Here is a 14,184-nt window from a genome sequence, read left to right on the forward strand (position 1 = left end):
AATGAATGTTGTGATAAAGGTTTTGGGGGTTAGTGTAATTAATTTTATTAAAGAATTAGTTCGGGTTTATAATGCTTTTTATAGATATTTGTTTTTATTCTTTTTTTTTGCATTGTTTGCTTGTTCCAAAGTAAGCAAAGATTTTATTGTTTTTAACAAGGATGTAAAATCAGCTCCCAAAATCGATAATCTAAACTCTAATGTTTTAGAAAACAACAAAATGGAAGATTTTTTTGGAGCTATTATAGATTTAAAAGGTTATAAAATTCTTGCAGTTCAGCAAGAAAATTTAAATTTAGATGTTTATTTTGAACAGGTGGTTTTAGCTCAAAATTTTTCAAATCTTAATGCATATTTATTTATTATTGGCTTTGATCCTAAAATTAAATCTGGAACGATTCTTTTTAAAACCCAAATAGATATTGATCCAAAAAATTCTTATAATATGTATCTTGAGGATATTACAGGCGATTACGATTTTAATATAGTTGTTCAGGGGTTTTTAAAAGATAAATCTGTTTTGTACGTTTTTCAAAAATCTGTTTTAAATGATGTATCTTCTTATAAACCCATATTTTTTGACAAAGTTAATGGTACTGTTCTTATCAATAAGTATGAAAGGTCTTCAGCTTATGAAGAAAATAGATCAAGGGAAAGCTATCCTATTTCTTTAGAAAAATATGAAAAAACGGGAGAAGATTTAATAATCAGTAAGATTGAAAAATATGAATATTCTCATGTTCAGGGTAAATATTATCTTTCTTCTGTAAGTGAAAAAGTTGGGAAGATTGATAATAATATTTATAAAACTTTAAAGAATTTAAGCAAAGATGAAGTTTATAGGTTTTTACATGGAGTTTGGTACGATGTTTATGATTATAATAAAAGACAGAGCAAAGATATTGATGAAGTTTTATTTTTGTCTTTTGAGAGGCAATCAAGCGAAATTAATCTTTTTAGAAAAAATTCTCAAGAAGTTGCAAAGATTGAATATATTTCAAAACCGGCTTACAACACTCTTAATATTAGTGCGAAATCTCTTTTTTCAGATTTGATAGTTTACAACTTTTGGATAAAAATTGTAGACAAAGAAAACATTGAAATCAAAATTGACACTAGTACAAATTCTTATGATAATAGTGGATTTTCAGGGGCATTTAAGAGATTTGATGAGAATGTCTTAAATGTAAAAAAAAAGGGTAATGGTATTTATTTTATTCCCAATGGAAATTACGTATATAAGGATAAAATTTATGATTTTTCTTACCCCCATTTAACATATATTGATGATAATAAAATTTATTATGGTATTTTTAATATTTTTCCGTTAAAAAATAATTTTGTTCTTGAATATGAAATTGATATGGGTAGTTATAAGCTTATTGAATCTTTTTTTCTTGAATATAGCGAGAGGGTTGTTCAAAAGCAAAAATTTTCTACAATCATTCTTAATCCTATTAAAATTTTAAAAGATGATGTAAGCTTAGTTAAAGGGCAAAAATTAAAGCTTGAGCGAATAGAAAAAATAGGATAATAGTTTTTATGAAAATATTGAGAAGTATTATAACTTATTTTAATGTTTTATTTTTCTTTTTAATTTTAATTTTTTTTTTATTTCCTTTTTACCTAGTTTTTAAAATTTTTTTACTTGAGCGTTATGTTGTTAGATTTAGTTTCATTATGATGCGAGCTTGCATTAAGATTGGTTTATGGCTTGCTGGAATTAAAATTATTGTTACAGGTTCTGAGAATATCCCCCAAAAAAGCAATGTAATAATACTGGGAAATCATATTGCTGCTATGGATCCTTTAATTTTTATTTACACTTTTGTTAATCCATTTGTAATATTGGCAAAACATTCTTTACTTAGGGTTCCTTTTTTAAATCTTGTTTTAATTGTTATGGGTGCTATTTTTGTTAATAGAAAAAGCATAAGATCTGCTGCTGCTGCTGAGGCTAAGGCAATAGAGGTTATGAGAGAAGGTAGATCTATTGGAATTTTTCCTGAAGGTACTAGAAATAGAGGAGGGGATACTAAGGTTTTTAAAAAAGGTGCAATTAAGATGGCATTGAAGACGGGAACATCTATTCTTCCTGTTACTCTTTATAATACTAATAAATTTTTTATTAAAAATATTATTTTTAATTCTGGACTTTCTGTTTATATTCATGTTCATCCTTTGATAGATGTTTTAAAATTAAGCGAATATGAAAAAGAGAATCTTGCTAGTATTATTAGAGATCAGATAGTTAAAAAGCTTGAAACTATTAAAATTTAATTTATAAAGCAAGGATTTAGATGAAGACTCAAAATTATGATGAAAGCAAAATAATAACTTTATCTTCTCTTGAACACATTAGATTAAGATCCGGTATGTATATTGGACGTTTAGGAGATGGTTCTAATATTGATGACGGTATTTATATTTTAATTAAAGAGATAATAGACAATTCAATTGATGAATTTATTATGGGCTACGGAAATGAAATTTTTATAAAAAAAGAAAATAATCTTATTGCTATTAGGGATTATGGAAGGGGAATTCCTCTTGGAAAAGTTGTTGAGAGTGTTTCAGTTATTAATACTGGAGCCAAGTATAATGATGATGTTTTTCAATTTTCTGTAGGACTTAATGGGGTTGGAACTAAGGCGGTTAATGCCTTAAGTTCAAAATTTTTAGTAAGATCAACAAGAAATGGCAAATCTTTTGAGGCTTTGTTTTCTAAGGGAAACTTATTGGAATCTAGAGAGATAGAATCTTCTGATAAAGACGGTACTTATGTTGAGTTTTTAGCAGATTCAGAGATATTCGGAAAATATTCTTACAGTGAAGATTTTCTTAAGAGAAGATTTTTCCATTATGCTTGTTTGAATAAAGGGCTTATAATAAACTATAATAATCAAATTTTTGAATCTAAAAATGGTCTTTTAGATTTTTTGAATTCAGAAATCAAAAGTGATGATTTGCTTTATGATATTGTTTATTATTCTAGTAAAACCTTAGAATTTGCTTTTTCTCATACAAATAATTATGGAGAGACTTATTTTTCATTTGTTAATGGGCAATATACTAACGATGGAGGTACCCATCAGACTGGTTTTAGAGAAGGCTTTGTAAGAGCTATTAACGATTTTCTTAAAAAAACATATTCATCAACAGATATTAGGGAAGGGCTTGTTGCAACTCTTTCTGTTAAGATTAAAGATCCAATATTTGAAAGCCAAACTAAGAATAAGCTGGGAAATATTGAAACTAGAGGTAATGTTGCAAGGGAAGTTCAAAAGATAATTTCTGAGATTTTATATAAAGATAAGATACTTGCAAAATTGATTGAGAAAAAAGTAGTTGACAATGAACGACTTAGAAAAGAATTAAGTAGTGTAAGAAAAGAAGCAAGAGAGAGAGCAAAAAAAATATCTTTTAAAATTCCTAAGCTTAAGGATTGTAAATTTCATTTTAATGATAGCAGTAAGCAGTCAGAACAAACTATGATATTCTTAACAGAAGGGGACTCTGCAACAGGTTCAATGGTGTCTTGTAGAGATGTTTATACTCAGGCTATATTTTCTCTTAGGGGAAAACCTCAAAATATGTTTGAAAAAAATAAATCTGAAATATATAAAAATGAAGAGCTTTATAATATGATGGTGGCCCTTGGCATTGAAGAATCAATTGAAAATTTGAGGTACAATAAGGTTGTAATAGCAACCGATGCAGATTTTGATGGATTTCATATTAGAAATTTGTTGTTAACTTTTTTCTTGACTTTTTTTGAAGATTTAATTTTAAATGGTCATATGTATATTTTAGAAACCCCTCTTTTTAGAGTTAGGAACAAAAAAATCACGATCTATTGTTATTCTGAGGAAGAAAAGCAAAAAGCTATTCTTCAACTTAAAGGAGTATGTGAAGTAACAAGGTTTAAAGGCCTTGGTGAAATCTCTCCAAATGAATTTAAAGGTTTTATTGATATTAATAGTATTAAACTTACAAAAGTGGATCTTTTTAATATTAAAGAAATAAAAGAGAAATTGGGTTTCTATATGGGGCAAAATACTCCCGAGAGGCGAAATTTTATTATGGAGAATTTGATTTAATGGATATTAGAACCGTACTTAAAGATAATTTTTTGCAATATTCATCTTATGTTATTAAAGATCGTGCCATTGCTAGTGTTGTTGATGGATTTAAACCGGTTCAAAGGAGAATCATACATTCTCTTTTTGAAATGCATGATGGTAATTTTCATAAAGTTGCAAATGTTGTTGGTAATACAATGAAATATCATCCTCATGGTGATACGTCAATCTATGAGGCCCTTGTTAATATTGCCAACAAGGATCTATTTATCGAAAAGCAGGGCAATTTTGGTAATTTGTTTACAGGTGACCCTGCTTCTGCTTCTCGATATATTGAATGTAGGTTAACCCCTTTAGCTTTTGATGTTCTTTACAGTAAAGAGATAACGGTTTATGAATCTTCTTATGATGGGAGAAATAATGAACCTTTGCTTTATCCTGCAAAAATTCCTGTTATTTTAATTCAGGGAAGTGAGGGAATTGCTGTTGGAATGGCAGCTAAAATATTGCCTCACAATTTTAATGAGATTTTAAATGCAGTAAAGAGTGAGCTTCTTGGAGAGACTTACGATGTTTATCCTGATTTTCCAACAGGAGGGATAGTTGATGTTAATGAATATGCTGATGGTAATGGTAAGGTTTTGGTTAGAGCTAAAATTGAAACTATAGATGAAAAAACAATTGTAATAAGGGAATTACCTTTTGGCGAGACTACTGAGAGCTTGATATCTTCGATTGAGAAAGCGATTAGAAAAAATTATATTAAAGTTTCAAGCATTAATGATTTTACTGCTGAGAATGTGGCCATAGAATTATCTTTGCCTCGGGGTATTTATGCAAGCGAAGTGATTGAAAAATTATATCATTATACAAATTGCCAGATATCAATTTCTGTTAATTTATTGCTACTTAGTGAGAGGTATCCTGTTGTTTATACGATTAAAGATCTTATTAAGTTTCATGCAGCCCATCTTCAAAAGATTTTAAAAATGGAACTTGAATTGCAAAAAAGCAAGATTCTTGAAAAAATATTTTATAAAACACTGGAACAAATTTTTATTGAAAAAAAGATTTATAAACTTCTTGAAACAATTTCTAAAGAAGAAAATATTATGAGTATAATATTGTCAGAGCTTTTAAAATATAAAGAATCTTTTTCAAGGGAAGTTTTAAAAGAAGATGTTGAAAATTTGCTTAAGATTCCAATTAGAAAAATAAGTCTTTTTGATATTGATAAGAATTCCAAGGATATTAAAATTTTAAATAAAGAATTAAAGGATGTAAATAGTAATATTTCTTCAATAAGAGAATATTCAATAAGTTTTATTGATTTATTACTTGCAAAGTATTCTAAAGAGCATCAAAGAAAGACTGAAATTTCTTTAATCAAATCAAAGAATATAAAAGAGATAGCTACAAAGAATATGAAAGTTTATTTGAACTTGGCAGAAGGTTTTGTAGGAACCAGTCTTTTTGATGGTGAATTTATTGGTAATGCTAGTTATTATGATAAAATATTGGTTTTTAGGAAAAATAGTTATGTTCTTAAAAATATTGAGGACAAGGTATTTATAGATAAAAAGAATATATGTGCTTTAGTTTATGATATAAATAATTCAAAAGAACAAATATTTTCAATAATTTATCTTAATAAACTTGATAATTTTTATTATATTAAAAGATTTAAAATAGATAAATTTATTACAGATAAAGTTTATGAATTTTTAGGAGAAAATGATGAATTTGTCGATTTTTCATTGAGTCCCAAATTTGTAGAATTTTCGACAAATAAAGACATTATTAAAAGAATTGAAATTACTAATTTTATGGTCAAATCAAGAAGCTCTATTGGGAAGCGAATTTCAAGTAACAATTTGAAAAAAGTTAAATTTAAATAGTTTTAAAAACCTTTTTTAAATTTCATTAATATGTTACCATAGTACCAGTTTTAATTAATAAAGAGGTTTTTATGAATAAATTTTTAATTTTTGTTGTTTTGGTAACCTTTTGTGCTTTTTCTAGCTTTGCTCAAACCTATGATTCTAAAAGCGCGTTTAATCCGGGGGCGGGGGCAATAGAAAAACTTTTAGTTTATGAAACTAGCAAGAAAGATCCTATTGTGCCATTTTTATTGAACCTTCTTTTGGGGTTTGGTATAGGTTCTTTTGTTCAAGGAGATATTTTGGGGGGTTCTCTTATTCTTGGATTTGATGCGCTTGGAATAGGACTAATATTTACGGGGGCTTATTTAGATATCAAAGCTTCTGATAGCAATGCTCAAAAAGCTGATTTTAGCTGGACTTGGGGTAAGGGAATGATACTAGTAGGTGCGGTTACTATGGCTGTGACAAGATTGACAGAAATTATTCTTCCATTTACATTTGCTAATAGTTATAATAGGAAGCTGAAAAATAGCCTTAACATAGCTTTGGGAGGATTTGAACCTAGTTTTGATATTAACATGGGTCAAGCTAGTGCTCTTGGATTTGAGCTGTCTTTCAAAAAAAGTTATTAATTTTTATTTATTATGAAAATGAGTAATTGCAATTTTGTATTGTGATTACTCATTGTAATTTAAAATTAAAGCTTTTATTTATATTTTATTTCCCTACTAAGGTCTTTTTTTATACTTTTTTGTTTTAGTATTTCTCTTTTATCATACAATTTTTTTCCTTTACATATTCCAACTTCTACTTTAATTATCGATTTTTTTAAATAAAAACTAATAGGAATTAAAGTGTATCCCTCTTTTTCTTTAAATTTTTTTAGTCTTTGTAATTCCTGTTTTTTGATTAGAAGTTTTCTGGATCTTAATTCATCGTGATTGAAGATATTTCCTTCTTTATATTTCGATACGTGCAAGTTTTCAAGCCACAATTCTTCTTTTTTTATACTTGCAAAGCTATTATTAAATGATATTTTTTTTGCCTTTATCGATTTTACTTCGGTTCCTTTCAGTACTATTCCGCAACTTATTTTCTCTTCAATAAAGTAATTGAATTTTGCCTTTTTGTTTTCAATAAGCAAAGTGTTTGTGTTCAAATCGATTCCTTTTATTCCTTTGATACAATTAATCTAAAACCAATATTTGGAGAACTCCAATTCTTTAAGAAAGAAGCTCTAGTTGATGGATTGATTAAATTATTATTTTGATGGGAGTATGTTCTAATTTCTGTTACTAATGAATAAAAATTTGAATTTTCGTTATAAAAATTTTTTTCATTTTTGAATATTGCAATGTCGTTAAAAGACGAATTTTGCATTAGATTCCAAAATCCAACTTTTTTTGATATTTCATTGATATTTAATGGTTTTTGGGTTGGTTCTTTTTGATACAATTCCCATTCTTGTGATATGGGGAGTCTTGCTTTGAATCCTTTGGGAAGTTTTTTAGAGTACCATTTGGCATATTCTATTGCCGAGAAATAAGATATTCCCGTGATAGCTTCATTTAAACCTATTTGATTAACATTTTTGAGATAATTTTCATCTACAAGCTGTTCTTTTATTAAATTTTCTTTATTATTCAATGCCCATTTTGGATTTTCTTTTAAAAAATTTTGATATTCATATTTTGTAACATTTTGTTCTTGAATAAGAAATTCTTTTATACTATAGGTAGACTTTAGTGAAATATTTTTTGAATCTAATTCATAATTTTGAATTTTTTCGATTTTATTTGAATTTATTTTTTTAAATCCAGCTAACTTTATATTAATTTTTTCATTTTTAGAAATTAATTGAATATTTTCATTGTCTAGAGTTTTGCTTAATGTTTTAACCCAAGGCTCATTCTTTGTTAGTGTTTTTAAATCTTTATCTAAATTTTCTAAAAACCAAAAGATAGCTCTATTTTCTAAATCAAAATTTGTTTTTAAAGAGTTCCATATTTCTTCTTGATTGCTATTGCTTTGGTCTATTGAATATACTAGTTTGTATGAATTTAGGAAATCCTTAAACATTTCGGTTGAATTTAAGTAAGGTATGGAATCTTTTAAAAATTTTTTAATGTATTTAGGATGTTCTTTAAGCTCACTAGATACTAATGAAAATACAGGAATTAATTTTGTATTTTCATTAGTATTTTTTATTTTCACCATTATAGAGAGCTCTTTTTGTCTTTGTTTAATGATCTTTTCAGGATCAATCAGTTTTAAATTGATTTGTAAATTATAGTTTCCAAAAAATTTGTTGTGAATTTTTATGTTTTGTTCGTGGGTTTTAAATCCCATCCTTTTTGCTTTAATGATTCCCTCAGTGGTATTTATATATTTGTTAAGTGGAGTCCTGCCGATATATTTTTCGTTTAAATAGATGTAAGTGTTTGCAATATTAGAATTTATTTTTAAATATGCTCCTGGATTTTTAAACTTAGGTATGATAATTAAAATTGATATTAAACCTAAAAGCAATATTATTGTTGTAAGAAATACATAAATTTTTGGGGCTATTCCTAGGATTGGCTTTAATTTAACTTCAAAAAGCTCATTATTTGAATTGTCATCAATTTCCTTCATCTTTTAAAGTATAGAAAAGTATTTAAATAAGTGTCAATATTTTGTATGATTTAATTCTTGAGGTTAGATTATGTATTTAAGAAGATTGGATAAATTTGCGTCTTTTTTGGTATATTTTGTTGAGAAATACTTGACATACAGAAAAAGAAAGAAGTATTTTTGCAAATTGAGGGCGAAAAAACGAGGATTTTTGCTCAACTTTTTATTTGATTTTGTAGCGGCGGCAATTTTTGTACTGGTAATAAATCAATATTTTGTCCAAGCTTATAAAATACCATCAGGTTCAATGGAAAATACTCTTCAAGTAGGGGATTTTTTATTTGTAGATAAATTTTCTTACGGTCCTGAACTTTTACCAGGGCTATTTAAGATTAATGGTTTTAAAACCCCAGAAGAATCTGATGTTATTATTTTTGAAAATCCAGAGTATAAGTCAAAGGGTATTTTTTTTGATATTTTTCAAAGAATACTTTACATGTTAACGTTATCTTTTGTTGATCTTGATAGAGATGAATATGGCAATCCTAATGTTAGATTTCTCGTGAAACGAGGTGTATTTGCAGACGGTAAAATTATTAGATTTAACAGTGGTAAAGCTTACATTAAAAGAGAAGGCGAAGAAAATTTTATTTTAGAAGATTCTTATCGGGATTTGGTTGGTCAGAATTTTAATATTAAAAAAATTGTGGCAAATGAAGACTATGGGATTTATGGTGATTTTGCTATGTTTGTTGCTCTGAGCCAGTTAAATATAGATTTAAGTAGTACTCCTGATTTCTCATTTTTTAATGCTAGAGTGATTGATAAGTTTGAGTTTGAAAGATTACAATATAAGTATTTATCTGCTTTTATGCCATATGTTGATTATTATATGGAAAAAGCTATAATAAGAGATTATGGAATTTATGTTCCTTATGGATATGTTTTGCCAATTGGAGACAATAGAGACAATTCTCATGATGGTAGATTTTTTGGAGTAATTAATAAGAATAAAGTGCTTGGAAGAACCCTTATAATATATTTTCCATTTTCTAGAGTAGGGTTTATTTAAAGTGGCTTCATATTTAACTTTTGAACAAAGGCTTTTAAGAAAAAAGCAAAGAAAAATTTTTTTAAAATATGTTTTAACATTTTTAATGTTAAATTTTTTTTTCACAAAGTTTGTTTTGCAAATTTTTATGATTAAAGGTGATGAGATGTCGCCAACAATAAGAAAAAATGCTAGTTTATTTTTTGTTGCAACATATATAACATCTTTTTTTATTCCTTTGAAAATGAACGACATTGTTCTTTATGAAGATTTTAGGCTAAGTGATAATCTTTTATTAACTTTAATAAAAGATTTCTTTTTTTTAAATAAAATTTTCAAAAGAGCAAGCTATAAAGTATCAAGAATAGCAGCTGTTCAGGGTGATTCTGTGTATGTTAGGGGTTTTAATGTTCTGGTAAATAAAAAGGATACAGATTTTTATTATTTGAATGGCAATTTGGTTAGCTATTACAAGTTAAATAATTTTTTTAATACAGATGAAGTGGTAAAGTGTTTTATTTTGAAAAAAAATGAAATTTTCTTATTAAATGACAATTTAAGTGTTTTGAATGATTCTAGAATATTTGGACCTATTAATAAAAATGCTATTGTTTCTTTTTTAGCTTTCAAGGTAGTGGACTATAAGATTGTTAAATAAAATTTTTGTTGATGCTGATTCTTGTAATTTTAAAATAATAAAATTTTTACAAAAATTTATATTGTACAAAAAATCAAAACTTATTGTAGTTTCTAATAAGTTTTTGAATTTAGAAAAAACTGAGAATTTTGTCTTAGAAGTGGTAGACAATGTTGATGCATTTATTTTGAATTTGGCAGATAAGTACAGTCTTGTGATTACTAGAGATATTTTTTTTGCCAAACTTCTTTTAGATCTTGAGGTTAAGGTTATGAATGATGAGGGTCAAATTTTTAATACAAATAATATAAATTATTTGTATTTTAGATCTAAAATTAATTTCAATTTGAAAATTAAGATTAAAAAATATTATGATGGAGATTTTAGTAAATCTAGATATGATAAATTTATAACAAATTTTTATTCTTTATTCTTTAGTTAATTTTTTGTTTTCCAATTTCCACAAACCTTTACCTTGTGTTAATATGTAAATTGTGTTGTTTGATACAGGAATAATATCGTTAAGACCCGCTTTGCTTAGTTGGGAACCGTTATAAGATCCTGGTTCTACAGATTTTGAGGGCGCCTGTAAAGCAAAAACACCTTCTTTATTTTTTGTAAATTCTGCAAATCCATTATTACTTCCGATTAATATCGCATCATTAAATTCTCTTGCAAAGTAGCCGCTAAATTCGCCCACTTCGTCTTGAGTAAATATTGGTGTTGTGTAATTATTTGCACTTGAATACACTTTAAATTTTGTGTCTAAATTATTATAGCCACCAGTCATTACTAAGATTTCAGAAAAGCCTCTAATGCTTGTTTTAATAATAGGCATTATTTCTTTGGCTTGTTGGTAGTCTATGCTTGTGTATGTATTGCTATTTATTTGCCATATTTTAAGCGAACTTCCTGTGATTAATTTATCTTCATTTGACATTTGATAAAATTTGTCATTTTCAGTAGCTTGTGGTGGCGTTTTTTCAACTCCTTCTAGATCAAAAATTTTCTTTTTATTATTTTTGTCTATAGCTAAAATATATGCTTCTTTTACGCCATCGTTTCCTACAGATTTTAAGAATTTATATGCTTTTAGTGGTTTTTTAAATTTTAATGTCCAATCTTTTCCATTTAGCTGGCACACTTCTAGTTCTGCGTTTCTATTTTGCGCTAAAAGATAGGTTTTCCCAGATACATTTACAATGTCATTTATAAACTCATAAGAATTGCTTAAATCAATTTTTTCAATCTTACCGTTTTCTTTTTTAAATAAATGCATGGCTGCAATATAAAGAGTTTCTCCTACTAGAGAAATTCCTCTTGGGCTAGAACTACCCAAAATATTATATTCATGTTTTATTTTTTGTAGATTTCCTAGTTGGGAAAATATGGATTCGCTTGAGCATGCTAGTAGTAAAAATATTAATAGGTTTAAAATTAATCTTTTTTTAAAATAGTTCTCATATTTTTGTTTCATTTTTATCCTACAATTTATTTACATTTACTGTAACTGATAATGATACAAGTGCAAAATGCGCCATTTTAGCAGAATTCCCAAATTCAAACATCATCCACCAAGATGTTGTTGCTCCAAAAGACCATTTATAGTTAAAGTTCCATAAAATTCCAGATCCAAAAGAGATTGTAGGGAGTGCATCAAAAGTTCTTAAATTTGTAATATTATTATTTCTGTCTCCATATGTATTAAGAGAAAATCCTATATTTGTGAAAACTGGAATTTGAAATAATTCTCCTATATCAAATATGTAGTTTATTGAAAATGTAATAGGCACACTATAAAAAATTTTGCCTACACTTGAGTCTGGATTTAGTATATTAAAAGAATGGTTAATGTCAAAATTAAACATATATCTTAGTTCAAGCCCAATTGCTAAATTGTTTAAAATATGGTACTGATATTTTATTGCCCCAATTCCTCCTGGATATAAATTAGTAGGATAAGCTTTTGATAAATCATTGTAAAAAACAGGCATTCCAACGCTTAAGTCTATTCCTAGAGTAGAGTTTGTATGCCTATCAACATTAGCTGCGGCATCAATTTTTTTTATGTTTACACCAATTAGCAAGATTGCAACTAGTGTTATAAGAAGATACTTTTTCATTATTCTCCATTCTTTTAAAATTATTATCCTTGTTCATTATAGTTGAAAATAAATTTAATTACAATTTGAAATTTAGCAGTTTAGCTTTTCTTATATTGACAATCCAAGTATAATATTAAGGTAATATTATTGGGTTTAAGAGGCATATTTTGAATATTGTGTTTAATGGGAAGGATTTTGCAAATAGGTATTATTTAATATTGAAAGAGTTCTTAAAGCAGCACGACTTGAGAGATAAAATTTCATTGAAAGTAGTTTTAGCAAATGATGATCCTGCAAGCAAGCTTTATGTTTCAATTAAGAGTCGAGTTGCAAAAGAGATTGGCTTAAATGTTGAAGTAATTGAATTTTCTATAAATTCTGTTCAAAGCGATATTTTAGAAGTAATTAACAGAGAAAACAAAAATTTAAGTACAGATGGAATTATTGTTCAATTACCCCTTTTGAAAGGTGTGGATTTAAACTCCATTTTAAATAGCATAGTTTATTCAAAAGATGTTGATGGCTTATCTTTTGTTAATTTGGGTAAAATGATTTTGGGAGATAAAAAAGGATTTATTCCTTGTACAGCTCTTGCTGTATTAAAGATTTTGCGAGATGAAGGGATAAAAACATCGGGGAAAACGGTTGTTGTAGTTGGCAGAAGTTCTCTTGTAGGAAGGCCTATTTCAATATTACTTTCATCAAAGCCTTATGATGCAACTGTTATTGCTTGTCACAGTAAAAGCATTTATTTGGATGTTTATTTAAGACAGGCTGATATTATTATTTCTGCTGTTGGTAAGCCTAAGTTGATAGATAAAAGTATGTTGTGTGGAAACCCTTATGTGATTGATATTGGCATTTCTGAGATTGAGGGTGATAACGGAAAAATTCTCTCAGGCGATACAGATTTTGAAAATATTAAAGATTGTGTTAAATTTATTACTCCTGTTAGGGGGGGAATAGGTCCTGTTACGGTTCTTATGTTAATGTTTAACACAATTAAAGCTCATTTGATTAATAATAATATGTTTGACATTTTAGATCAGTTGGAAAAATTGGTGGAGGTGTAAATGTCTGGTCACAGCAAATGGTCAACAATAAAGAGGAAAAAAGGTGCTCTTGATGCAAAGCGCAATAAAATTTTTACAAAGCTAATAAGAGAAATAACTATTGCAGCTAAAATAGGAGGAGGAGATATTGAATCTAATCCTAGGCTAAGGGTCGCTGTTAATAAGGCTAAGGTTGCTAATATGCCAAAAGATAATATTGAGAAGGCAATAAAAAAGGGTATTGGCGACAATGAGGGTGTTGAATATTTTGAAATTACCTATGAGGCTTATGCTCCTTATGGCGTAGCTTTAATGGTTAAATGTTTAACAGATAATAAAAATAGAACCTCTAGTGATGTGAAAAGTGTTCTTGCAAAAGGTGGAGGATCTCTTGGTACTCCAGGTTCAGTCTCATATATGTTTTACAGAAAGGGGCTTATTGTTTACAATTTAGAAAAATATCTTGAGGATGAAATAATGGAATTTGCATTAGAAGCTGGTGCTGAAGACATTTTAGTTTCAAACAATGAAGCAGAAGTCATAACAAGTTCTGATAATTTTGACAAAGTTTTATCTTTTTTAAAAACTAAATTTAAAGAAGAGGTGGCAGAGATAGCTTTAATTCCTGAAAATAAAATTTCTTTAAACAAAGAGCAAGCAGAAAAAATAATTCTTCTTATTGAAAAGCTTGAAGACTTTGATGATGTTCAAGAAGTAATTCATAATTTGGAGATTCCAGAAGAATTAAGTTAGTTTTACAG

14 protein-coding genes are annotated in these 14,184 nt (G+C 27.6%); 10 read left to right on the plus strand and 4 right to left on the minus strand.

Annotated elements, in window-relative coordinates; translation table 11 throughout:
• The first annotated feature begins 1 nt into the window (after position 1).
• From DB318_RS04225 to DB318_RS04245, 5 genes are all read left to right on the plus strand, one after another.
• Positions 2–1,534, plus strand: coding sequence for a pallilysin-related adhesin (locus DB318_RS04225; protein ID WP_151060656.1), 1,533 nt, complete (start codon positions 2–4; stop codon positions 1,532–1,534).
• Between the two features lie 8 nt (positions 1,535–1,542).
• Positions 1,543–2,280, plus strand: coding sequence for a 1-acyl-sn-glycerol-3-phosphate acyltransferase (locus DB318_RS04230; protein ID WP_151060657.1), 738 nt, complete (start codon positions 1,543–1,545; stop codon positions 2,278–2,280).
• Positions 2,281–2,300: 20 nt separating this feature from the next.
• The gene (locus tag DB318_RS04235; RefSeq protein ID WP_151060658.1) at positions 2,301–4,100 is read left to right on the plus strand and encodes a DNA topoisomerase IV subunit B; all 1,800 of its coding nucleotides are present in this window, start codon (positions 2,301–2,303) and stop codon (positions 4,098–4,100) included.
• Positions 4,100–5,980 (plus strand): DNA topoisomerase IV subunit A, encoded by a 1,881-nt coding sequence (locus tag DB318_RS04240; protein WP_151073800.1) that lies wholly within the window; start codon positions 4,100–4,102, stop codon positions 5,978–5,980. Before DB318_RS04235 ends, DB318_RS04240 begins: the two co-directional genes overlap by 1 nt.
• 71 nt (positions 5,981–6,051) lie before the next feature.
• Positions 6,052–6,597, plus strand: coding sequence for a P13 family porin (locus tag DB318_RS04245; protein ID WP_151060660.1), 546 nt, complete (start codon positions 6,052–6,054; stop codon positions 6,595–6,597).
• A 74-nt stretch (positions 6,598–6,671) separates the two neighbouring features.
• Here DB318_RS04245 and smpB read toward each other — a convergent pair whose 3' ends face one another.
• Positions 6,672–7,124 carry an SsrA-binding protein SmpB gene (gene smpB / locus DB318_RS04250; RefSeq protein ID WP_151060661.1) on the minus strand — a complete coding sequence of 151 codons (453 nt, stop codon included), beginning with the start codon at positions 7,122–7,124 and terminating at the stop codon, positions 6,672–6,674.
• Positions 7,125–7,135: 11 nt separating this feature from the next.
• Complete coding sequence (locus tag DB318_RS04255) at positions 7,136–8,599, minus strand: SUMF1/EgtB/PvdO family nonheme iron enzyme (protein ID WP_151060662.1); 1,464 nt, start codon at positions 8,597–8,599, stop codon at positions 7,136–7,138.
• A 70-nt stretch (positions 8,600–8,669) separates the two neighbouring features.
• Here DB318_RS04255 and lepB (DB318_RS04260) point away from each other — a divergent pair, with 70 nt between their 5' ends.
• From lepB (DB318_RS04260) to DB318_RS04270, 3 genes are read left to right on the plus strand one after another with little or no spacing between them, the layout of a single operon-like run.
• Positions 8,670–9,650, plus strand: a complete 981-nt coding sequence (gene lepB, locus DB318_RS04260; RefSeq protein WP_151060663.1) for a signal peptidase I — start codon at positions 8,670–8,672, stop codon at positions 9,648–9,650.
• Position 9,651: 1 nt separating this feature from the next.
• Positions 9,652–10,287 carry a signal peptidase I gene (gene lepB, locus DB318_RS04265; protein WP_151074353.1) on the plus strand — a complete coding sequence of 212 codons (636 nt, stop codon included), beginning with the start codon at positions 9,652–9,654 and terminating at the stop codon, positions 10,285–10,287.
• Entirely contained in the window at positions 10,277–10,708 is a 432-nt protein-coding gene (locus tag DB318_RS04270) for a DUF188 domain-containing protein (protein WP_151073805.1), read from the plus strand. The genes lepB (DB318_RS04265) and DB318_RS04270 overlap by 11 nt, the downstream gene beginning before the upstream one ends.
• On the opposite strand, the gene bamB is transcribed toward DB318_RS04270, so the two are convergent.
• Both bamB and DB318_RS04280 read right to left on the minus strand, forming a co-directional pair.
• A complete protein-coding gene (bamB, locus tag DB318_RS04275; protein WP_151060666.1) occupies positions 10,694–11,743 on the minus strand; it encodes an outer membrane protein assembly factor BamB in 1,050 nt (349 codons plus the stop codon). The two genes, DB318_RS04270 and bamB, sit on opposite strands and share 15 nt — an antisense overlap.
• Before the next feature lie 7 nt (positions 11,744–11,750).
• Positions 11,751–12,389, minus strand: coding sequence for a BB0027 family outer member beta-barrel protein (locus tag DB318_RS04280; RefSeq protein ID WP_151073806.1), 639 nt, complete (start codon positions 12,387–12,389; stop codon positions 11,751–11,753).
• 149 nt (positions 12,390–12,538) lie between these two features.
• On the opposite strand from DB318_RS04280, the gene DB318_RS04285 reads away from it, so the two are divergent.
• Together DB318_RS04285 and DB318_RS04290 are read left to right on the plus strand one after the other, a co-directional pair.
• Positions 12,539–13,444: a bifunctional 5,10-methylenetetrahydrofolate dehydrogenase/5,10-methenyltetrahydrofolate cyclohydrolase gene (locus tag DB318_RS04285; RefSeq protein WP_172964380.1), complete on the plus strand. Its 906-nt coding sequence runs from the start codon at positions 12,539–12,541 to the stop codon at positions 13,442–13,444.
• Positions 13,445–14,176, plus strand: coding sequence for a YebC/PmpR family DNA-binding transcriptional regulator (locus DB318_RS04290; RefSeq protein ID WP_151060669.1), 732 nt, complete (start codon positions 13,445–13,447; stop codon positions 14,174–14,176). It abuts the gene before it with no gap.
• Positions 14,177–14,184: the final 8 nt, after the last annotated feature.

It is taken from the genome of [Borrelia] turdi (genome assembly GCF_008828755.2).
Taxonomy (GTDB): domain Bacteria; phylum Spirochaetota; class Spirochaetia; order Borreliales; family Borreliaceae; genus Borreliella; species Borreliella turdi.